Origin of the sequence: Flavobacterium sp. HBTb2-11-1 (genome assembly GCF_009826975.1) — a bacterium.
Taxonomy (GTDB): Bacteria; Bacteroidota; Bacteroidia; order Flavobacteriales; family Flavobacteriaceae; genus Flavobacterium.
Genome location: NZ_WUMO01000008.1, coordinates 194,237 through 214,031, shown reverse-complemented (window position 1 = coordinate 214,031; position 19,795 = coordinate 194,237). Strand labels below are relative to the sequence as shown.

At 34.6% G+C, this 19,795-nt stretch carries 23 protein-coding genes; 16 read left to right on the top strand and 7 right to left on the bottom strand.

The window, feature by feature from the left end; translation table 11 throughout:
• Positions 1 to 97: 97 nt before the first annotated feature.
• Positions 98 to 1,075, top strand: a complete 978-nt coding sequence (locus tag GR162_RS18335) for a YheT family hydrolase (RefSeq protein WP_160783302.1) — start codon at positions 98 to 100, stop codon at positions 1,073 to 1,075.
• Between the two features lie 9 nt (positions 1,076 to 1,084).
• Here the strand turns inward: GR162_RS18335 and GR162_RS18330 are convergent, their stop codons facing one another.
• Entirely contained in the window at positions 1,085 to 1,852 is a 768-nt protein-coding gene (locus GR162_RS18330) for a DUF2490 domain-containing protein (protein WP_160783301.1), read from the bottom strand.
• 256 nt (positions 1,853 to 2,108) lie between these two features.
• Here GR162_RS18330 and GR162_RS18325 point away from each other — a divergent pair, with 256 nt between their 5' ends.
• The 7 genes from GR162_RS18325 to GR162_RS18295 are packed head-to-tail and all read left to right on the top strand — an operon-like array spanning position 2,109 to position 8,846.
• Positions 2,109 to 2,738 (top strand): TetR/AcrR family transcriptional regulator, encoded by a 630-nt coding sequence (locus tag GR162_RS18325; RefSeq protein ID WP_160783300.1) that lies wholly within the window; start codon positions 2,109 to 2,111, stop codon positions 2,736 to 2,738.
• A gap of 28 nt (positions 2,739 to 2,766) precedes the next feature.
• Positions 2,767 to 4,008, top strand: coding sequence for a TolC family protein (locus GR162_RS18320; protein ID WP_160783299.1), 1,242 nt, complete (start codon positions 2,767 to 2,769; stop codon positions 4,006 to 4,008).
• A gap of 11 nt (positions 4,009 to 4,019) precedes the next feature.
• A complete protein-coding gene (locus GR162_RS18315; RefSeq protein ID WP_160783298.1) occupies positions 4,020 to 4,922 on the top strand; it encodes an HlyD family secretion protein in 903 nt (300 codons plus the stop codon).
• 11 nt (positions 4,923 to 4,933) lie between these two features.
• Positions 4,934 to 5,884, top strand: coding sequence for an ABC transporter ATP-binding protein (locus GR162_RS18310; protein ID WP_160783297.1), 951 nt, complete (start codon positions 4,934 to 4,936; stop codon positions 5,882 to 5,884).
• Positions 5,874 to 6,617 (top strand): ABC transporter ATP-binding protein, encoded by a 744-nt coding sequence (locus GR162_RS18305; protein ID WP_160783296.1) that lies wholly within the window; start codon positions 5,874 to 5,876, stop codon positions 6,615 to 6,617. The genes GR162_RS18310 and GR162_RS18305 overlap by 11 nt, the downstream gene beginning before the upstream one ends.
• A 1-nt stretch (position 6,618) precedes the next feature.
• The gene (locus GR162_RS18300) at positions 6,619 to 7,725 is read left to right on the top strand and encodes an ABC transporter permease (RefSeq protein ID WP_160783319.1); all 1,107 of its coding nucleotides are present in this window, start codon (positions 6,619 to 6,621) and stop codon (positions 7,723 to 7,725) included.
• The gene (locus GR162_RS18295) at positions 7,722 to 8,846 is read left to right on the top strand and encodes an ABC transporter permease (protein WP_160783295.1); all 1,125 of its coding nucleotides are present in this window, start codon (positions 7,722 to 7,724) and stop codon (positions 8,844 to 8,846) included. The genes GR162_RS18300 and GR162_RS18295 overlap by 4 nt, the downstream gene beginning before the upstream one ends.
• A gap of 67 nt (positions 8,847 to 8,913) precedes the next feature.
• Here GR162_RS18295 and GR162_RS22190 read toward each other — a convergent pair whose 3' ends face one another.
• On the bottom strand, positions 8,914 to 9,249 hold the full coding sequence (locus tag GR162_RS22190) for a hypothetical protein (protein WP_202393968.1): 336 nt from the start codon (positions 9,247 to 9,249) through the stop codon (positions 8,914 to 8,916).
• A gap of 112 nt (positions 9,250 to 9,361) precedes the next feature.
• Positions 9,362 to 10,078, bottom strand: coding sequence for a YqjF family protein (locus GR162_RS18285; protein ID WP_160783294.1), 717 nt, complete (start codon positions 10,076 to 10,078; stop codon positions 9,362 to 9,364).
• A 151-nt stretch (positions 10,079 to 10,229) separates the two neighbouring features.
• Here GR162_RS18285 and GR162_RS18280 point away from each other — a divergent pair, with 151 nt between their 5' ends.
• Both GR162_RS18280 and GR162_RS18275 read left to right on the top strand, forming a co-directional pair.
• Positions 10,230 to 10,487 carry a hypothetical protein gene (locus GR162_RS18280; protein WP_160783293.1) on the top strand — a complete coding sequence of 86 codons (258 nt, stop codon included), beginning with the start codon at positions 10,230 to 10,232 and terminating at the stop codon, positions 10,485 to 10,487.
• 304 nt (positions 10,488 to 10,791) lie between these two features.
• The gene (locus GR162_RS18275) at positions 10,792 to 11,961 is read left to right on the top strand and encodes a zinc-dependent alcohol dehydrogenase (RefSeq protein WP_160783292.1); all 1,170 of its coding nucleotides are present in this window, start codon (positions 10,792 to 10,794) and stop codon (positions 11,959 to 11,961) included.
• Between the two features lie 102 nt (positions 11,962 to 12,063).
• On the opposite strand, the gene GR162_RS18270 is transcribed toward GR162_RS18275, so the two are convergent.
• Together GR162_RS18270 and GR162_RS18265 are read right to left on the bottom strand one after the other, a co-directional pair.
• Positions 12,064 to 12,720 (bottom strand): DUF6766 family protein, encoded by a 657-nt coding sequence (locus tag GR162_RS18270; RefSeq protein ID WP_160783291.1) that lies wholly within the window; start codon positions 12,718 to 12,720, stop codon positions 12,064 to 12,066.
• A 171-nt stretch (positions 12,721 to 12,891) separates the two neighbouring features.
• A complete protein-coding gene (locus GR162_RS18265; protein WP_160783290.1) occupies positions 12,892 to 13,566 on the bottom strand; it encodes an SRPBCC family protein in 675 nt (224 codons plus the stop codon).
• A 246-nt stretch (positions 13,567 to 13,812) separates the two neighbouring features.
• Here GR162_RS18265 and GR162_RS18260 point away from each other — a divergent pair, with 246 nt between their 5' ends.
• The 3 genes from GR162_RS18260 to GR162_RS18250 all read left to right on the top strand — a co-directional run bounded on the left by GR162_RS18260 (position 13,813) and on the right by GR162_RS18250 (position 16,153).
• Positions 13,813 to 14,103, top strand: a complete 291-nt coding sequence (locus GR162_RS18260) for a hypothetical protein (RefSeq protein ID WP_008467860.1) — start codon at positions 13,813 to 13,815, stop codon at positions 14,101 to 14,103.
• A gap of 97 nt (positions 14,104 to 14,200) precedes the next feature.
• Positions 14,201 to 15,598 carry a DHA2 family efflux MFS transporter permease subunit gene (locus tag GR162_RS18255; RefSeq protein WP_160783289.1) on the top strand — a complete coding sequence of 466 codons (1,398 nt, stop codon included), beginning with the start codon at positions 14,201 to 14,203 and terminating at the stop codon, positions 15,596 to 15,598.
• Positions 15,599 to 15,715: 117 nt separating this feature from the next.
• Complete coding sequence (locus GR162_RS18250) at positions 15,716 to 16,153, top strand: hypothetical protein (RefSeq protein WP_066034147.1); 438 nt, start codon at positions 15,716 to 15,718, stop codon at positions 16,151 to 16,153.
• A gap of 98 nt (positions 16,154 to 16,251) precedes the next feature.
• Here GR162_RS18250 and GR162_RS18245 read toward each other — a convergent pair whose 3' ends face one another.
• Both GR162_RS18245 and GR162_RS18240 read right to left on the bottom strand, forming a co-directional pair.
• Complete coding sequence (locus tag GR162_RS18245) at positions 16,252 to 16,602, bottom strand: hypothetical protein (RefSeq protein WP_160783288.1); 351 nt, start codon at positions 16,600 to 16,602, stop codon at positions 16,252 to 16,254.
• A 36-nt stretch (positions 16,603 to 16,638) separates the two neighbouring features.
• Positions 16,639 to 16,884 carry a hypothetical protein gene (locus tag GR162_RS18240; RefSeq protein ID WP_160783287.1) on the bottom strand — a complete coding sequence of 82 codons (246 nt, stop codon included), beginning with the start codon at positions 16,882 to 16,884 and terminating at the stop codon, positions 16,639 to 16,641.
• Positions 16,885 to 17,108: 224 nt separating this feature from the next.
• Between GR162_RS18240 and GR162_RS18235 the strand changes: the two genes are divergently transcribed.
• The 3 genes from GR162_RS18235 (at position 17,109) to GR162_RS18225 (ending at position 19,760) form a co-directional block, all read left to right on the top strand.
• Entirely contained in the window at positions 17,109 to 17,687 is a 579-nt protein-coding gene (locus tag GR162_RS18235; RefSeq protein ID WP_160783286.1) for a Crp/Fnr family transcriptional regulator, read from the top strand.
• Positions 17,688 to 17,851: 164 nt separating this feature from the next.
• Complete coding sequence (locus GR162_RS18230; protein WP_160783285.1) at positions 17,852 to 18,709, top strand: SDR family oxidoreductase; 858 nt, start codon at positions 17,852 to 17,854, stop codon at positions 18,707 to 18,709.
• A 13-nt stretch (positions 18,710 to 18,722) separates the two neighbouring features.
• Positions 18,723 to 19,760 carry a VOC family protein gene (locus tag GR162_RS18225; RefSeq protein ID WP_237421392.1) on the top strand — a complete coding sequence of 346 codons (1,038 nt, stop codon included), beginning with the start codon at positions 18,723 to 18,725 and terminating at the stop codon, positions 19,758 to 19,760.
• Positions 19,761 to 19,795 lie beyond the last annotated feature (35 nt).

Below are 19,795 nucleotides of genomic sequence, written 5' to 3'. Positions count from 1 at the left end.
TGTTAAATTATTGAAAAAGGAAGCAAATAAAAAGAAAGAATTAAATTACATGTTGATTGATTTCTTAGCTTTGTAAAGTACCACCAAATTCTTTGTTATGCCACTAATTGAACATTCAGAATATGATTCTCCTTCGATTATTCATCGCAACAGACATATTTCTACCATTTATGCTGCCTTGATAAAAAAGTTTGAAGTGCCTGAATATACAAGAGAAAAGCATGAATTAAATGACGGAGATTTTATCAACATCGATTATATTTTAAATGACTCGAAAAAAGCAGTTATTTTATGCCACGGCTTAGAAGGCGATTCGCGAAGAACCTATAATAACAGTTGTGCAGCCTATTTTCTGCAGAAAGGTTTTTCGGTTTTTGCATGGAACAATCGCACCTGCGGAGGAGAAATGAATCGACTTCCGAGACTGTATCATCATGGAGCAGTGGATGATCTTGACGAAGTGGTTCGATTTGCATTGAGAAAAGGAATTGAAGATGTTTATTTGATAGGATATTCTATGGGCGGTGTTCAGCTCCTTAATTATTTGGGTTGGACCAAAATAGATGAGCGCGTAAAAGCAGCCGTTTCTATTTCAGTTCCGACACATATTGCTACTAGCGCAGAAGTGCTTAAACAAGGTTTTAATAGAGTCTATTTAAAGAATTTTACCATTGATATTAAAAAGAAGCTGAAATACAAGGCGGCTCAATTTCCCGATTTTATCAACCGTGATCAGATTGATAATATTTCTTCTTTTGATGAGGTCGATCAATATTTTACAGCTCCGCTCCATGGTTTTGCAAGCCGTGACGATTATTACGAACGTGTTTCTCCAGAATTTTCCCTTAAAAACATTACAACTCCAGTTTTAATTATCAATTCGCTGGACGATCCATTTTTGGGAGAAAGATGTTACCCAAGAAAGATTGCCAAAGACAGTGCCTACGTATATCTGGAAACTCCTAAATATGGCGGTCATTGCGCTTTTCCGCTTCGTGATTCTGAATATTCTTATGCCGAAAAAAGAGCTTTCAAGTTTTTTGAATCTTTCAGGTCTAACAATACTTTGGTTTAGAAATAAATTTTATTCATCACCAGAATTCTCAATTTCAGATGGCGCTTTTTTTCTAATGCTGGTATTCAGATAAAAAAACAATCGTATTGTGTGATTCATGTCGTACTGATATCCAGAGTATTTTTGCTGATAGACATTCATATAGCCAAAATCGTAACTCCATTTCGAATTAATATTTTTTCTGATTCCGATAAAAAAGCGGTTTTGATCAAAAGTATTATAAACGACTTCTTCTCCAAAATGCAACAGAATTTCATCTGAAAGAACCATTTGAGGCCAAGATTTTTTATCAGAAATTCGGAAAGTAAAACTCATCAGGTAACGAATTCTATTGGTAAAACGCCAATCGCCACTGGATCTATCATTGACGATTTTTTCCTGCCAGCGCTGTTCATTTCGCAAGCGCTGCAAAATGCTTACATTTCCAAATTTTGTATTTAATTGGGCCTGCTGATAAATTCTATTTTCATCTGAAAAAGTACTCCAGTCGGGATTTGATGGAGCAAGCCACATGTGTGCATATCCTAGATTTAAGGAAGTATTTGAATTTGGAATATAGCTGATTCCTCCTCTTATAAAATAAAAACTGGGATCAGATACAAAATCATTTCGTCTGATATGGAAATCGCCGATTACACCCCAATGGTCAGCAAATTTGGTAACCGTATTGATAGAAACCCAAGTCTGAAGCTGCTGGTTAATTTCTTTTTCCTGCCCTTGTCCCAATACATGTAAAGAAAGCAGGAAAATCAGGATTCCGATAAAATAAGTCTTCATAAAAAAGCACGATAGAAATTAATTAAAAAGTAAATTTCTTTAAAATCGGTAATAAGCAATCAATTATTAGCGTAAAGATATTCTTTTTTAACGAGAAATTATATCGTATATTTAAGTTTTAATTTGTTTTATATCAGTTGTTTATGTGTTTTAAAAAGTGATTTAGAATCTTTTAAACAAAAAAATTAATCATTTGATTAAAATTTTTGTTTAACGTATTTATAAAAAACGTAAATTTGCCTGTAAAATATTAAATATGAGTACTTCAGCATCTGAAAAGAAAGATTCTACTACAGAAGAAAAGATAAAAACAGCAGCTAAAACTGTTTTTTATAAAAAAGGTTTCACAGCAACACGAACAAGAGATATTGCTGAAGAAGCAGGTTTGAATCTAGCTTTGCTTAATTATTATTTCAGAAGCAAGGCTAAACTTTTTGAAATCATAATGACAGAAACTTTTACTGGTTTTATAGGAAGTATGAAAGTAATTTTCAATGATGAAAAAACGTCTTTAGAACAGAAAGTAATGACTATTGCTGAGCGATACATTGATTTTATCAGCGTAGAGCCAGAAATTCCAACCTTTATTTTAACTGAAATCCGCAATAATCCAGAAGGGCTTTTAAAAAGACTGCCGATTAAAGAAATCGTAAATGATTCTGTTTTTATCAAGCAATTTCAAGAAGCGGTTCAAAATAAAGAAATAACCGAACCCAATCCACTTCATTTTTTGATGAATCTCTTGGGATTGGTCGTTTTCCCATTTATAGCAAAACCGATTATCATGGGAAGCAAAAATCTTGAAACCGAACAGTTTCATGCCCTAATGCAAGAGCGTAAGAAAAAAATCCCGATCTGGATTACTATGATGTTCAAAGCTGTTTAATAATAACGAAAAGTTAATTTATACTGTAATGAAAGGGAAATTATACTTTACATATATTGGAATCTTGTCCTTTATAACAGCACAAGCTCAGACTTTGACAATTGATCAAAGTTATCAGTTGGCTGTTGAGAATTATCCTTTAATTAAACAATATGAACTTATTGAAAAAAGTAAAGAATATACTTTGAGCAATGCCAATAAAGCGTATTTGCCTCAAATAAGCTTGACCGCAATTGAAGGATATGTTTTTGGAGATTTTCCAAGTATGGGAAGCTCGGGAAACGACAGTAAATTTAAATTTATTGGTCTCGGGCAAGTCAACCAGACGATTTGGGATGGAGGTGCTACCAAAACACAGAAAAAGATTATTGAAGCCTCTTCAAACGCAGATAAGGCTTCTGTAGAAGTTTCACTTTACGATTTACGTTCTCGAGTAAATCAGCTTTATTTTGGCGTATTGCTTATTGACGAGCAATTGAAACAGCTTCAAATACAAAATGCCATTATTGCCAATACTATTGATAAGGTTAAAAAACTTCACGAAAATGGTTTGGCCTATAAAACGGATGTTGACGAAATGAAAGCAGAACAGCTCAATCTCAGCAGACAGAAAAAAGATTTTGAATATACTAAAGCAGGCTACCAAACGATGCTTTCTTATTTGATAGGAAAAAACATCAGTCAAGAGAAATTTGGAAAGCCTTTCAATTCTTCTAGTCTCGACACCATTATCAAACGTCCCGAACAATTGCTTTTTGCCAGTCAGCGAAATTTGGTAAATGCACAATCAGAAATGCAGAAAGTCAGCCTGATGCCTAAAATTGGTTTACTTGGTGCAGGCGTAGTTTTGGCACCTGGAATTAATTTGGGAGCCAATAAAATTTCTACCGTTGGAGTAGCTGGAGTAAGTGTTGGATGGGATATAAAAGGCTTGTACAAAAATTCAAACGAAAAACAGCTTGCACAGCAGAATTTGAAAAAAATAGAAGTGCAGGAAGAGACATTTTTATTTAATACCAGATTTCAGATGAATCAAAAAACGGCTGATATTGAACGACAGAAAGCCATTTTGAAAGATGATGATGAAATTGTAAAGCTTCGTCAGACTATTCGCGAAGGCTATCAGCTGAAATACGACACTGGAGCTGGCCCGCTGATCGATTTACTGAATGCAACCGAAAAAGAAGGAAATGCACGAGCAGAAAAAGCATTGCATGAAATTCAATTGCTTATGTCAGAATACGAATATCAAACAATCAAAGGAAATTAACTCCATATATTATGAAAAAGATAAAGCTTTTATATTTTCTTATCCCCCTAATTTTCATGTTTTCTTGCGATAATAAAGAAAATGATTTTGATGCTTCAGGATCTTTTGAAGCGGTTGAAACCATTCTGTCAGCAGAAGCAAACGGTCAGATTTTACAACTCAATGTCGAAGAAGGACAGCAATTGGAAGCTGGTCAAAAAGTGGGTTTTATAGACAGTACACAATTGGCCATTAGTAAAATGCAATTGCGCCAGAATGAAAAAGCGATTTTGAGCGGCAAGCCTCAAATACAGATTCAGACTGAGAGTTTAAAAAGACAGCTTGACAATGCCATTTTAGATCGTAATCGAACTGAAAGATTGGTAAAGGGCGGAGTGGCTTCGCAAAAACAATTGGATGATGTAAATTCTAAAGTAGCGACGTTGCAAGCTCAGATAACGGCGCAGAAGAGTTCGTTGGAAACCACAACCGAAAGCTTGACAGAGCAAGGAAATACTGTTGGTGTTCAATTAAAAGGAATTCAAGATCAATTGAGTAAAAGTGTGATTGTAAATCCGATAAAAGGCACGGTGTTGGCAAAATATGCAGAGCAGTACGAAATGGCGGTAATGGGGAAGCCGCTATACAAAATTGCGAATCTTGAAACGCTAGATTTAAGAGCTTACATAACAGGGACACAATTGCCGCAAATTAAAATCGGACAACAGGTAAAAGTGCGTATAGATCAAGGAGAAAAGAAATACAAAGAATATCAAGGTACAATTGGATGGATTTCAAACAAATCTGAGTTTTCTCCAAAAACAATCCCGACCAAAGATGAAAGAGCTAATTTAGTTTACGCCATAAAAGTGAGAGTAAAAAATGATGGCTATCTGAAAATTGGCATGTATGGAGAAGTGCTTTGGTCAAAATAAAATAATACAATATGCCTTCAGTTACATTAAAAAATATTACAAAAAAGTATGGTGATTTTGTCGCCGTAGATGAGGTGTCTTTTGAAGTGCAGAAAGGAGAACTTTTTGGGTTGATTGGTCCCGATGGCGCTGGAAAAACTTCGATTTTTAGAATCTTAACGACATTACTTTTGGCGGAAGGAGGTACAGCAACTGTTGAAGGACATGATGTTGTAAAAGAGTTTCAGGAAATTAGAAATAAAGTAGGATATATGCCAGGAAAATTCTCATTGTATCAGGATTTGACAGTAAAAGAAAACCTCGAGTTTTTTGCCACTATTTTTGGAACTGCGATTGAAGAGAATTATGATCTGATTAAAGATATTTACGATCAGATAAAGCCTTTTAACGACAGACGTGCAGGAAAACTTTCGGGTGGAATGAAGCAAAAATTGGCTTTGTGCTGTGCGTTGATTCATAAACCTGAGATTTTATTTTTGGACGAGCCTACTACTGGTGTAGATGTGGTTTCACGCAGTGAGTTTTGGGAAATGCTGGCAAAGCTTAAAAAACAAAATATCACAATCGTAGTTTCGACTCCTTACATGGATGAAGCAAAATTATGCGATAGGATTGCGCTTATCCAAAACGGAAAAATAATGACGGTCGATGAACCGCAGCAAATTATAAACAGTTTTCCGAAATCACTTTTTGCTGTAAAAGAAAAGAATATTTATAAGCTTTTGCAAAATCTTAGAACCGAAAATGAGGTTGAAAACTGCGATGCTTTTGGAGAATTTCTTCATCTTACTTTAGTCTCGGAAAAAGCTAATGAAGAGAAAGTTAGAGCTATCGCTCAAAAATACAATCCAGAAGATTTAGAAGTAAAAAAAATAGAACCTACAATCGAAGACAGTTTTATTCGACTAATGAGAGAACAGAACGATTCTAGAGAACCAAAAGAAATGCTGGATGGAAAATAAAGCTATAATTTGTAAAAACCTCACCAAACAGTTTGGCGATTTTAAAGCAGTTGATAAAATTAGCTTTGAAGTGAACGAAGGCGAGATTTTCGGTTTTTTGGGAGCCAATGGAGCTGGAAAAACAACAGCAATGCGCATTCTCTGCGGACTTTCTTTTCCAACTTCGGGAGAAGCTAGCGTAGCTGGTTTTGATGTGTATCGACAGCAGGAAAAAATCAAGAAAAACATTGGTTATATGAGTCAGAAGTTTTCGTTGTATGATAATCTGACCATTTTGGAAAATATTGAATTTTTTGCTGGGGTGTATGGAGTTTCAAGACCTGAAATAAAAGAAAGAAGCAAGGATCTGATTTTGACTTTAGGACTAGAAAAAGAAGCCAAAAAATTGGTTGGAGGATTGCCATTGGGATGGAAACAGAAATTGGCTTTTTCTGTTGCGGTATTTCATCGGCCTAAAATTGTTTTTCTAGACGAACCTACAGGCGGTGTTGACCCAATAACGAGACGCCAATTTTGGGAAATGATTTATCAGGCAGCAGCAGACGGAATTACGGTTTTTGTCACCACGCATTATATGGACGAAGCCGAATATTGCGACCGAATCAGTATTATGGTCGATGGACGCATGGCAGCAATAGATTCTCCTTCGGCATTAAAAAAACGCTTCAATGCCGTTTCTATGGATGAGGTTTTTTATGAACTGGCGCGAAATGCCAAAAGAACATCAGATTAGTATGAAAAGATTACTGGCTTTTATTCGAAAAGAATTTTATCATGTTTTTAGAGACAAAAGAACGCTGCTGATTCTTTTTGGACTTCCTGTTGCACAGATTGTTCTTTTTGGTTTTGCATTGAGCAGTGAGGTCAAAAATATCGGAATTGCTATTCAGGATAATTCACACGATATTCATACCGAAAAAATGATACAAAAGATACAGTCCAGTTCTTATTTTCATGTTGAAAATCCGATTTTGAATTACCATGATATTGAGAACAGATTTAAAGATGGAAGTATTAAATGTGCCGTCATTTTTCCATCCAATTTTGGTTCTGATGTGCAACGTCTTGGAGGGGCAAAAATTCAGGTAATTGCTGATGCATCAGATCCTAATACGGCTACGATTGTGACCAATTATTTAAATACCATTATACGAGACTATCAGCAGGAATTAAATCCGTCTGCAAAGTTAAATTATCAAATAATTCCAGAATTAAGACAGTTGTACAACGAAAAGCAAAACGGTTCGCTTAATTTTATTCCAGGCGTTATTGCCTTGATTTTTATGATTGTCAGTACGGCTTTGACTTCTGTTTCTGTTGTACGTGAAAAAGAGCTCGGAACGATGGAAATTTTACTTGTATCGCCTTTCAAGCCGATTATGGTTTTAATTGCAAAAGCAATTCCGTTTTTAGTGCTTTCCATAATCAATTTTATCATTATTATATTTCTTTCAGTATATCTGCTTGATGTTGAGATTAAAGGGAGCTTTCTGCTTCTTTTTGCAGAAAGTATTTTGTTCATTATCACTTGTCTTTCTCTTGGATTATTGATTTCAAATGTTACCAATTCGCAACAAACTGCGATGCTTATATCAATGATGGGAATGATGGTGCCGACTTTGATTCTGACTGGTTTTATGTTTCCGATAGAAAATATGCCTTGGGTATTTCAAGCTATTTCTCATTTAATTCCGTCGCATTATTATTACATCATTGTAAAAGCTGTAATGCTCAAAGGTTTGGGCTTTTCATACATCTGGAAGGAAACTCTAATATTGGCAGTAATGACCGTTTTATTGCTTACGGTCTCTTTGAAAAAATTTAAAATCAGATTGTCATGAAAGTGCTGCGTTTCATATTACAGAAAGAATTTCGACAGATCTTTAGAGACAAAACCATATTGGCCATGATGTTTTTTGTGCCGACAATACAGCTCATCATTTTACCGCTTGCCGCTAATTTTGAAGTAAAAAGTGTAAACATTGTTTACGTAGATCATGACCACAGTTCTTATTCTCAAAAATTAATCAATAAAATAGGTTCTTCGGGATACTTTCATATTGTGGCAGCTCCACCATCTTATTTGGAAGGCATGAAATGGGTTGAAACGGGAGATGCCGATTTAATTTTAGAAGTTCCTTCTGGTTTTGAACGAAACTTAGTAAGAGAAGGCAGTCAGAAAGTGAATATAGCTGCAGACGCTATCAACGGAACGAAATCAAATATTGGAAATGCTTATTTGAATGTTGTGTTGGCAGATTTTAGTAATGATTTGGATATTCGGTTTAAACTACCGCCACAATCGGCTTCAGCCACCTCTTCATTAATTACCTTGACAAGTACAAATTGGTACAATCCAAGAGCGGAATACAAATATTATATGGTTCCAGGCATTTTGGTTTTGTTGCTCACTTTGATTGGCGGATTTATTACGGCATTAAATATTGTAAAAGAAAAAGAAATTGGTACAATTGAACAAATTAATGTAACGCCAATTCAGAAATGGCAATTTATTTTAGGAAAACTTATTCCTTTTTGGATTGTCGGAATCATTGTATTTACAGTTGGCCTTATTGTAATGTACTTGATTTACGGAATATTTCCGCAAGGCAGTTTCTTAGTGTTGTATCTTTTTGCAGGAGTTTATCTGACCGCTTTATTAGGATTAGGACTTTTGATTTCAACCTTTGCCGATACACAATTGCAAGCTATGTTTATTGCTTTTTTCTTTATGATGATTTTTATGCTCATGAGCGGTTTCTTTACCAGTACCGACAGCATGCCGAATTGGGCAAGAACTATGTCAGAGTTTACTCCTGTAACGCATTTTATAAAAGTGGTTCGGCTTATTGTTCTAAAAGGAAGTGGTCTGCAAGAAGTGGGAAGAGAGCTTTTATATTTATTTATTTTTGCTATTGTTTTGAATGCTTTAGCGATTTATAATTACAGAAAGACAAGTTAAATAAAATGGTAGTCAAAAACGATTAAAAACAAAACCCCGTTTGAAACTCTCAAACGGGGTTTTGTTTTTATAAATTCCGATTCGGATCTGTTCCTGTTTCATCTCCTTCTAAATTTTCCTGAGTAAATTCATCATCGTCAATGTCTTCCTCATCTTCCTCATCTTCAAATTCTTCATCGAATTCGTCGCCTCCCGGACCATCATCGTCAAGTTGCTGATTGTTGATTTGATCTTCGTCAAATTCGTCGCCATAATCTGGTTCTGCATTCTCGCTTATAGAATGATCTGCTGGCGGTGCATCAATATCGATATCATCATATTGATGTTCATCTTCATATCGGGTTTCGTCGTCTTGAAAATATTGGTCTTCTGGACTGTAATTTTCTTTTTCATTTAAATTCATAGTGCTATTTTTAAGTTGTTCTTAATTGTTTCGTGTAAAAATAGCGTTACCATATGCGTAAAATTTATACGAGTGATCCTTTGCAATTATATAATTTACAGTTTGTTGCAATTTAAGTCTCTACTTTTCCCCATAATACTACTTGAGTTTTTTCTGCGTAATGAATTTTATCGGGATACGTATTAATTACAAATTGTCCAGCCTCATACCAAATGTCTTGTATCTTGACGTTTAGATCCAAAAGTTCCCATTCTTTATGATGAATATCAAAACGGCAGATTTTGCCATTGCACATTTCATATAACGAATGCCTTTCGGTGAGCCATAAATCTAAATCGGTTTTTTGAAGAGAGGCTGTTTCCCCAATTTTAAAACCAAGAAGATGATTTTTCTTTATGTTTTGAGAGGTAAGATGATTTCCTGAACGTTCGATTTCTGCTTTTTCATAAGGAAGTCCGATAAAAAGTCTAGAAAACAATACTTCGATTAATTTATTGGTTTCAATAGAAAATAAGTAAATGCCAGGAATTCCGTTTTTGATAACATACGTTCTAATATTAATTTCTTCAAAATTAGAAATGTAAGGCAAAGGAGGAAAGTATCGTAATCTCATATTTTTTACTTCAAAAGAAACAAGAGAAACCCATGCCATTGAAGAATAAGTGTCTAGCAGTAATCCTTTAGGAATATATTTCTCCAAGAAATATACAGGGACTTCCCAATGAAAAAAAACAGTATGATGCCACTCCTGATAGTATTTCCATTTTCGTTCAGGCAAAGCGTATTGTCTGTTTTCTGTCGAATTTAGTATTTGCTTTATTGAGGCCATTCAAATGATAATTTAAGTGATTTGTTTTTATGGTAATCATGTAATAACGAGAGTTTTATAGTGTAAATATCTATGGTCTTTCTTTATAAAATTTGCAATGAAACAAACTAAAGTGTTTGATAAACAAATTGTTAATTTAAAATTGATTGTTATGAAAAATTTATTTTTAATTGGTTGTATGCTTTTGTGTTTTAGTTTTGCATCAGCTCAGGATACAATTCCGGGGAAGAAAAAATCTTCTCCAAAAACCGATACTGTCCATCATAAAAAGAATAAGCAGTATCCTTCAACACGAAAGACTGATACAGTCAACAAACAGCGTACTGATAAAAAGAAAGGAACTTCAAAGTCAACTAACCCGACTACTGTTCCTCCAACGAGAGATTCAATTAATGGCACAAGACCATAAAAATGTTACTTCTCAATTTAGTGCAAATGATGAGGCCTGTTTTTTATTTAAAATGGGCCTTTGTTTTTTTTAATTTATTCCAGATATCAAGTTGATAAATATATACTTATCATGCAGACAGTTTTTTATATAATTTCTAATATTATGCTGCATGATTTTCATTTTCATTGTTTTATCCTATAATAGATAGGTTTTTCTTTTAGCTCATTAGATATCGTATTTTGTAAGAGTAACTATAAATGATGTAATCGCAACTCTTTTGTTTATAGTTAATTAGTAATGATTAATTTTAAAAATTATTATTATGAAAGCAGCAGTTATTCATGGACCTGGCTCTATCAAGTATGATACAGTCGACGATCCGATTTTAAAAGAAAAAGACGATATAATTTTGAGAGTCACCTCTACCGCAATCTGCGGATCTGATCTTCATATCTATTCAGGAGGAATTCCGCAGCCACGGCCTATGGTTTTAGGTCACGAATTTATGGGTATTGTAGAAGAAACAGGATCTACAGTTACAAATCTCAAGAGAGGCGACCGTGTTGTGGTTCCGTTTCCTATTGCCTGTGGGAGTTGTTTTTTCTGCACTCATGATTCACCTGTAAATTGCGAACACAGTAATCCCGAAAATTATGGACCAGAAGGCGGAATTATGACCGAGAAAGGCGGAGCATTGTTTGGTTATACTGATTTATATGGAGGTTATGATGGGGGGCAAGCACAGTATGTCAGAGTTCCTTATGCTAACTACGGTCCTAGGATAGTGCCTGAAGATTTATCAGACGAGCAGGTGCTTTTCCTGACGGATATTTTTCCCACCGGTTATACAGGTGTTGATTGGGGAGAGGTGAAAGGCGGGGAAACTGTCGCTATTTTTGGAGCTGGCCCTGTTGGAATTATGGCTGCAAAAAGTGCATGGCTTCGTGGCGCAGGTCTGGTTATTATTGTAGATACGTTACAATACCGTCTGGACAAGGCTAAAGCAACAACCGATTCGGTTACCTTGCTTTGGGAAGATGACCCCAAAGATGTTATCGAACAAATTCGCGCAATGACCAACGGACGCGGTGCAGATGTCTGCATTGATGCTGTAGGTTTTGAACCCGACCGAAATATAGCCGATCGTATAAAAGCGACGATCAATTTTGAAAAGGGATCGATTAAAGTATTAGAAGCTTGTATGAGTGCCGTGAGAAGAAACGGAATAGTATCGGTATTGGGAGTGTATCCTGTTAATTATGATAATTTTCCTTTAGGGCAGTTTTTTGACAAGGGAATAGTTTTAAAGGGAGGACAGGCACCTGCACACAAACACATAGACAAACTTTTAGATTATGTGGTTCAGGGAAAGGTAAAACTTGATGATATTATTACCCACAGGCTTCCGCTATCTGAAATTTCACATGCGTATGATATTTTCAAAAAAAGAGAAGACGGCTGTGTCAAAGTGGTTTTAGATCCTTGGGAATAATTTTAAAGGTGAAGTTTTTATTTAAACTTCACCTTTAATTTTTTAATAAGCTGAAAAATATTTTCTGTAAAAGCTTATAACTTATTTTTTTATGGCTAAAAATCATCCGCCAGTTTCCATATGAGGCGCATCGACTGGCTTGGACTGTGAAGAACCAATCTGACGCAGATATATCGATAGCATAATGATAGCAAAAACAGAAAGAAATTCACTTTGCCAATTCTGAAAAGACTCAAACCAAAACCTCGAATTTCCTAAATAAGAAGACACGGTTTCCAATGGTTCTCCTTTTCTGAGAAGCTGTTCGTTTTCATCTTTAAGGCTTCCGTAAAAATGAATAATAAATGATATTACAAACAGAAGCAAAAGCATAATAGTGAGCGAATGCTTGTAAATCTTCAAAATAAAACCTCCTTTTTTAACTGGCCAAGGCGCATCTTTTTTTGTTGGATCCGGTTCGCGGTCTACCTCTTCTGGTTCGTCTATTTTTTTGGATTCTGAAGAGCCTTTTTGTTTTAGGAAAATGGTAAAGACTACAAACAATGCCATTTGTAAAAATTCACTTTCCCAGTTTTCAAAAGTCGATTGGAAAAAATGCCCAGAAGTGAGATACGCTATAAAAGTGATCGTATTTGCACCTTCATCAATCAGTTCTTTATTATGCTCTTTAAATCCTAATATAATCTGGCCTGCTAAAGATCCGATAAATAAGACTAAGAAGCAGATACACAATCCGTTATTTCTAAAAAATGTTTTCATTTTATTGTTATTTATTCTCAAAGTTCAAAAAAACACCAAATAAAATTTTATAAGATTTATTTCACTTTTTATAGTTTTTGCATAATGAATCGATTATAAACACAAAAAACGCCTCCATAAATGAAGACGTTTTTCTACAAAAAAATAAATACAAGAAACAGTAGCGTTTTCTTATTCTTGATTAGTTTCAAGATAGACTTTAAGATTGGAAATGTCATCTTTTACTAACTTTTCAAAATAAGGATTTAAAAGTTTGGCGGCGCTTTCGCCTGCAATTCCAAGTGGAGCATGATACGAAATTGTAACATCTAGTTCTGTTGCTTTTCCTTTTGGTTTAAAGACAACTTTTCCAGCATTTTTAATAGAAGACCCTTCAATAGAATTCCAGCTTAAAAGTTTGTCCTTTTCGTCTCTTACGATTTCGGCATTCCAAGATATTTTCCCGATTCCGCCAGGACCTTTTGCTGTCCATTGAGAGATTGTAGAGCTTATAGGTCTTACAGAATCCAGATGATTCATGAATTTTGGCAAATTTTCTAAGTTTCTCCAAAAGGCATACACTTCGCTTACAGATTTATTGATTACGCTATTTACTCTGATATTTATATTTGAGGCTTTGTCATGCATTAAATGGTCTGCGGCATCATAAATCGGGCAGTAGCCTGAAATGCCGCGTAATAGCATTGCACCTCCAGCTCCCGCTTGCGTAATACTTTTATTTTCTTTAGAAAGCGCGTTGTACAAAAGATAAGCGCCACTTGTAACCATTAAAACTCTTTCTAGTTTTGAGACATTATTTTTTAATAATGATTTTGAAGACTGATTTTGTTTGGATACTGTATTCATAGCTATTCATTTTTAAAAAGATACAATTAGTGAGACAAGCTGCGAGAATAATATTGTAGCTTGAATAACAAATTTCGACAGTCTTTTAAAGTATTCTTTACAAGATTAAAAACATGATTTACACATTTTACATTAGCAAAGTCTTCAATTGCTCTGATTTTTATAAAGGCTTTTTGAAATTATGTAAAATCATTGATACACAGTGGTTTAATTTAGTTTTGTAAAAATTTTAAAAAAACTTGAATTATGAAAACATTTTTGAAAACAATCGTTATGCTGCTTGTAGTGACAGCTTTATTTTCATGTAAAAAGAATGAAAATAACAATGCATATCCAAATGATAATCAAGCAGACACTATGAACATGTCAGTCGATACAGTTGGGCCAGCTGTAGACTCGTCGGCAACTTTAAATTCTGATCAAAATGGTCAGAATGGTACAACAGGAGCAACTGGAGAAGGGGCGACTGGTTCGGGAACAGATGGATCAACCCAGAAAGGAAATCAGAATATTAAAACAGATTCGATTAAAAAGTAATTTCATTTCGGCTAAAGGAAAAGCTCTTAACACTTTTAAGAGCTTTTTTTTATTAATTTACAGTATTGTTATGAATCAAGCTTTATCTAATTAAAGGATGCTAAATAATAAAGAAGAAAAAAAAGAACAAAATGCCGTGTACCTGCTTCCTTGGGTAACAGCAATTGCTATGTTTATGCAATCATTAGATGGTACTATTTTGAATACCTCGTTGCCATCAATAGCCCAAAATATGGGATATTCAGCAACCGAAATGGATTCGGTTATTGTAACGTATACACTTACATTGGCCATGTTTATTCCGCTCTCTGGATGGCTGGCAGATAGATTTGGCACTAGGACGATGTTTATGATTGCCGTATTACTGTTTATGACTGGATCTTTGTTTTGTGCCCTTTCTGTTGATTTAAAAACGCTAAATTTGGCACGTGTTTTACAAGCCATTGGTGCTTCAATGATGGTGCCTATTGCGCGATTGGCTATTTTATATCAATATCCAAAAAACGAACTGCTTAAAACGATGAATTTTATAACCTTATTTGGATTATTAGGAATGGTGGCAGGCCCAAGTTTAGGAGGTTTTCTCTCAGATAATTTCAGCTGGCATTGGATTTTTCTCATAAACATTCCAATCGGTTTCATTGGGATTTCGATGGCATATCGCATTATGCCCAATTTTAAACACGCAGTAGGACGATTCGATTTTAGAGGATTGGTTTATTTCAGCTTGGCGCTTATCTCTATTACATTGGTTTTAGAACTTATTGGAAGCGGGAGGCCTCATATGATTGTGATTTGGAGCTTACTGTTTTTATCGGGATTGCTTTCGCTTTTTTATTATATTCATTACAAAAGAACCGAAAAACCTATAATAGATCTGCAGCTTCTAAATATTAGAACCTTAAAAATTGGATTAATAGGAAGTTTGATCACGAGATTGGGAATAGGCGGACTGCCATTGTTATTGCCGCTCATGCTGCAAACAAGTTTTGGGTATTCGGCATCTGTGTCTGGATTGTTATTGCTGCCTTCTGCATTGTCAAATGTAGCTGTAAAGCCTTTTATGGTAAAAATCATCAAATTTTTTGGATACAGAACGGTATTGATTAGCAACACCATTTTACTAGGATTTATTTTGATAATCCTTGGATTTGTGACGAAAGAAACACCGTTAGGATACTATATTTTGCTGATGATTTTCTATGGAATTTTCACTTCTATTCAAATGTCGGCTATGAACACCATTACGCTTTCAGATCTCGATCAAGATACAGCCAGCGGAGGAAATACCATGTTAGTTATTATGCAGCAGCTTTCGGTAAGTTTTGGAGTTTCGGTTGCCAGTCTTGCTCTTTCTTTATTTCAGTCCGGTATTTTTGAGTTGGATACTGCCAAAGCCTTTGAGTATACTTTTATAACATTGGCGGTCTTTACTATTTTTTCGAGTTTTACCTTTTCAAAATTAAATAAGACAGATGGAGAAGGGTATATGTAAGGTCTTTATGGGTATTTTATAAGTTTAAAAAGTAATCGTAAAATCGGATTGATGATTTCTTAAGTTATTTTGTAATTCATTGTTTGTTAGATTATTGTTGAATTAAAAACTATAATTATGAAATTGCAAAGAGAAATTATCAACGGATTTTTAATATTCGTCGGAATTGCACTGTTCTTTCTTTTGATGGAGCTCTTAAATCTTTCGAATCTATTTTATTTAAGACTTTTAAATGTAATTTTCATTTTTTATGGTGTAAACCGAAGTTTGAAAATGAATCTTGCCGAAGGAAAAAACGAATTTGTCCCGAATGCTATATCGGCTATGGTTACCTCATTTACTGCTGTCGTGATAAGCATAGTGGCACTTCTTATTTACAGTTATGCAAAAGGAGGCGATAAATATGTAAAATCATTATCAGAAGCTTTTATGTTTGGAGGAGAGCCATCGGTAACCTCTTATTGTCTTTCTTTATTTTTTGAAGGAACTGCCTCGTGTATTATCGTGACGCTTTTATTGATGCTGTATTGGAATAATAAATATGTTGCAGATTAAATTCTCAAAAAAGATTTAGCCAATACAATAAATCCTGAAAAAGATTTTTTTTGAACTTTCTTTTCAGGATTTACTTTTTGAAACAAAGAAATATTGATTTACTCTTCATCATCCCCATCTTCATCAGGTTTTGTTTCGTCTAAAGTTCTTCTGTTTGCATCATTATCAAACTCATCATCGTTATCGTTCTCCTCTTTAAGATCTTCATCTAAATCTTGGGCGATAGGCGCATTTTTTTGAAAGAAAGGATCGGAAGTGTCATTTTCATTTTCTTCTCTTTCCTGATATTCAGGAGTGTGTTTGTGTCTCTGTGACTCGTTTTGATGCTGATTGATGGCAGGATCTTTTTTCTCCATAGTTTCAGAATTAATCGAATCGCTTGCCGAATGATCTGCTGCGTGATAGATAAGATCTTCCTGATCGTAGCTATCGTAATTTTCTCTTGACATAGTATTTTAGTTTAATGTTATACAAATTTGATTTTTTTAAATCTTAGTAAGTTTTGAAGGATCGGTTGCTTCTTCAACACTTTTTCCTTCTGGTTGCTGATTTTTCTTTTCATTTGAAGCAGAATTTTCTTCTGTATTTTCCTCATCATAATCGCTTAATCGTCCAGCTTCGCCAGTACTGCCTCCAGGCTGCATACCTCCAGATCCGCTATAAGCACTGTTTGCATTTTGATTGGTCAGCTCTTCTTCGTTTTTTTCTAGATTTTGCTTATTATTTTCCATGATTTCCTTTTTTTATAATTTTTGAACTTTCTCCAAAAAAAGCATCTAATGATTTTTCAGCTTCTTTTTTAATTATTTTAAAATTAGTAAACCTTAGCCCTTGATTTTTATATTATTACATCGAGCTTTTATATAATAGGAAGTAAAATAACTGATGAAATATGTTTTATCCAATTTCACTTTGAATTTGTTGGTCAGAAGCCTTTTGCATAATTTTACATGATATGTATGAAATATTCCAAAAATATCTTGACGAAAAAGCTGAACTGACTCAGGCTGAATCAGAACGTATACAATCATTTGCTATTATTAAAAAACTTCGTAAAAGACAGTATTTACTTCAAGAAGGAGACGTCTGGAAATATGATGCTTTTATAACTCAAGGTTGTGTAAGAACATATACCGTTGATGAAAAAGGCAGCGAACACGTAAACAGTTTTAGTATTGAAAACTGGTGGACAGGCGATCGTGAAAGTTTAATGCTGCAGCAGCCGTCCCGTTTTAATATTGATGCTATTGAAGATACTGAGCTGATACTGTTTACTCATGAAAACTTTGAATTGCTATGTCGAGAAATTCCAGCATTTAATAATATGGTCAATGCTATTTTGCAAAGAAGTTTTATAGCTGCTCAAAACAGAATTCAAGCTTCACTGACGCTAACAGCAGAAGAGAAATATTTAAACTTCATAAATAAATATCCCGGGTTTGCTTCAAGGATTCCCCAAACTATGATTGCCTCATATCTTGGTATGACACCAGAAACACTAAGCCGCATTCGGAAACAGACCGCAAAGAAATAAATCTATAGGGAGCTTATAAAGCTCCTTTTTTTATGTCCGCTTTCAAACTCTTGATCTATATCAAGTTTTTACTTATTTCTAATCAATGTACAGGTTTTGCATTAGACGCAACTTTGTAATGTTCAAAAGAAACAAACATTATAAACATTTAAAAAATAGAAATCATGTCAAAAACAATTTTCATTACAGGAACAAGTACAGGCTTTGGAAAATTAACAGCGGTAACATTAGCTAATGCTGGTCACTCAGTAATTGCAGGAATGCGAAACACAAATGATAAAAATGCCGCTGCCGCGAAAGAACTTCAAGCAATAGAAAATATTGAAGTAGTAGATATTGATGTCACAGATGACGCATCAGTTAGAAATGCGGTTGAAAAAATAATCATTAAATACGGAAAAATTGATGTCTTAATTAATAATGCGGCAGTAAGCGGTTTCGGTCTTTTAGAAGGATATTCAATTGATCAGGTTCGTAAAATGTTTGATGTAAACGTTTATAGCGTGCTTCGTATGTATCAGGCAGTGCTTCCTTCTATGAGAAAAGAAAAAAATGGTTTGGTTATCAACATTACAACTGGAGCAAGCGGACATACACTTCCTTTTATGATTCCGTACATCGCATCAAAATTGGTAGTAGAAAGCTTTACAGAAGGATTGCAAGATGAACTTGCAGATTACGGAATTGAAAATGTGAGCATCCAACCTGGAGTTTATCCAACCGAAATGAATAACGGATCGAAAGCTGGTATTCATGCAGATAAAACAGCAATTATTGAACAATACGGTGATGCAGCAACTGAAAAATTCAATGCATTAGGGACAGCATTATTTGGTAAAATGGCTCAGTTTGAAATGAATCCACAAACAATAGCGGATGGTATTCTGGAATTGGTAAATATGAAAAAAGGGGAGAGACCGCTTCGTTTTCCGCTTGATGCCATTGCTCAAGGAACTGACAAAGAATTTATAGAAGCCCGCGCCAATATTAAAGCAAAATGGGTAGCAGCTTACACTAATTAATTTTCTTCTTTAAATGAATTTAAGAATAACAAACGTAAATATATTCATGAGAACAAATTATAAAAAATCGAATAAAAAAGTACAAACATCAGCAGCAGCAATACTGAATTTACTAATACTTTTTTCTGCTTCAGATAAAACAGTAGCGCAAAATAGTGCAGGAATTGTCGGAATCGATCATGTCGGGATCAATGTTCCAGATCTTAATAAAGCCGTTACATTCTTTAGTGATGTGCTTGGTTTTGCACCCGTAACGCAATTAGGACCAACTCCACTTGACGCTGATTGGAAAAAGCTAAACCATATTAATCCTAATACCGGAGCCGTTACTATAAAAATGATCAATGCAGGCAATGGAGCAAGTATAGAAGTGTTTGAATATGCTGATAATAAAGGAAGTAAAACCCATCCCAATACAGATGATATTGGAGCGTCTCATATTGCTTTTTATGTAAATGATATTAATGCAGCAGTTGAATATTTAAAAAGTAAAAGCATAAAAATGGTAGGAGAACCCTTTACAATGCCTTCTGGAGACACAGCAGGCGAGTCTTGGGTGTATTTTGAAACGCCATGGGGTTCTAAAATGGAATTGGTTTCGTATCCAAACGGAAAAGGATATGAGAAAGGAAACCCCAAAACAGTCTTATGGTCTCCAAAAAACAAAACAATCAAAAAAACGGCTGATGATTTCGATCCTAAAAAGAATACATCGATAATAGAAAATCATCTGAAGATCTGGAATGAAAAAGACGAAGTAAAACGTAAAGCATTATTGAATAAAGTTTACGATACAGATATAGAAATGGTAGATCGCCATTTTGTTGCTGAAGGAATTGAGGATATCAGTAAATTTATTGTAGAACTTCAAGCTAAAAATCCTGATTTTAGATTTACAGCAAAATCTGTTGAAACCAACCATAATATAGTGAGATTGTATTGGCAATTTGGTTCAAAAGCAAAACCATCAGTGGTTAGCGGCATGGATTTGTTTGTGATTGAAAACAATAAAGTTCAAAAGCTATATGTTTTTGTAGATCAAAAGGAATAATGTCTAATCATTTTTGAAAATTATAAAAGCCAGAA

Excerpts from the sequence above, each read along its gene's own strand:
- GR162_RS18260 (WP_008467860.1), top strand. The coding sequence starts at position 13,813 with ATGAAAACATTTTTGAAAACAATCGTTATGCTGCTTGTAGTGACAGCT.
- GR162_RS18285 (WP_160783294.1), bottom strand. The coding sequence starts at position 10,078 with ATGGCCTCAATAAAGCAAATACTAAATTCGACAGAAAACAGACAATAC.
- GR162_RS18325 (WP_160783300.1), top strand. The coding sequence starts at position 2,109 with ATGAGTACTTCAGCATCTGAAAAGAAAGATTCTACTACAGAAGAAAAG.
- GR162_RS18310 (WP_160783297.1), top strand. The coding sequence starts at position 4,934 with ATGCCTTCAGTTACATTAAAAAATATTACAAAAAAGTATGGTGATTTT.
- GR162_RS18315 (WP_160783298.1), top strand. The coding sequence starts at position 4,020 with ATGAAAAAGATAAAGCTTTTATATTTTCTTATCCCCCTAATTTTCATG.
- GR162_RS18320 (WP_160783299.1), top strand. The coding sequence starts at position 2,767 with ATGAAAGGGAAATTATACTTTACATATATTGGAATCTTGTCCTTTATA.
- GR162_RS18305 (WP_160783296.1), top strand. The coding sequence starts at position 5,874 with ATGGAAAATAAAGCTATAATTTGTAAAAACCTCACCAAACAGTTTGGC.
- GR162_RS22190 (WP_202393968.1), bottom strand. The coding sequence starts at position 9,249 with ATGAATTTAAATGAAAAAGAAAATTACAGTCCAGAAGACCAATATTTT.
- GR162_RS18335 (WP_160783302.1), top strand. The coding sequence starts at position 98 with ATGCCACTAATTGAACATTCAGAATATGATTCTCCTTCGATTATTCAT.
- GR162_RS18245 (WP_160783288.1), bottom strand. The coding sequence starts at position 16,602 with ATGTCAAGAGAAAATTACGATAGCTACGATCAGGAAGATCTTATCTAT.
- GR162_RS18265 (WP_160783290.1), bottom strand. The coding sequence starts at position 13,566 with ATGAATACAGTATCCAAACAAAATCAGTCTTCAAAATCATTATTAAAA.
- GR162_RS18250 (WP_066034147.1), top strand. The coding sequence starts at position 15,716 with ATGAAATTGCAAAGAGAAATTATCAACGGATTTTTAATATTCGTCGGA.
- GR162_RS18240 (WP_160783287.1), bottom strand. The coding sequence starts at position 16,884 with ATGGAAAATAATAAGCAAAATCTAGAAAAAAACGAAGAAGAGCTGACC.
- GR162_RS18330 (WP_160783301.1), bottom strand. The coding sequence starts at position 1,852 with ATGAAGACTTATTTTATCGGAATCCTGATTTTCCTGCTTTCTTTACAT.
- GR162_RS18275 (WP_160783292.1), top strand. The coding sequence starts at position 10,792 with ATGAAAGCAGCAGTTATTCATGGACCTGGCTCTATCAAGTATGATACA.
- GR162_RS18255 (WP_160783289.1), top strand. The coding sequence starts at position 14,201 with ATGCTAAATAATAAAGAAGAAAAAAAAGAACAAAATGCCGTGTACCTG.
- GR162_RS18225 (WP_237421392.1), top strand. The coding sequence starts at position 18,723 with ATGAATTTAAGAATAACAAACGTAAATATATTCATGAGAACAAATTAT.
- GR162_RS18230 (WP_160783285.1), top strand. The coding sequence starts at position 17,852 with ATGTCAAAAACAATTTTCATTACAGGAACAAGTACAGGCTTTGGAAAA.
- GR162_RS18300 (WP_160783319.1), top strand. The coding sequence starts at position 6,619 with ATGAAAAGATTACTGGCTTTTATTCGAAAAGAATTTTATCATGTTTTT.
- GR162_RS18270 (WP_160783291.1), bottom strand. The coding sequence starts at position 12,720 with ATGAAAACATTTTTTAGAAATAACGGATTGTGTATCTGCTTCTTAGTC.
- GR162_RS18235 (WP_160783286.1), top strand. The coding sequence starts at position 17,109 with ATGTATGAAATATTCCAAAAATATCTTGACGAAAAAGCTGAACTGACT.
- GR162_RS18295 (WP_160783295.1), top strand. The coding sequence starts at position 7,722 with ATGAAAGTGCTGCGTTTCATATTACAGAAAGAATTTCGACAGATCTTT.
- GR162_RS18280 (WP_160783293.1), top strand. The coding sequence starts at position 10,230 with ATGAAAAATTTATTTTTAATTGGTTGTATGCTTTTGTGTTTTAGTTTT.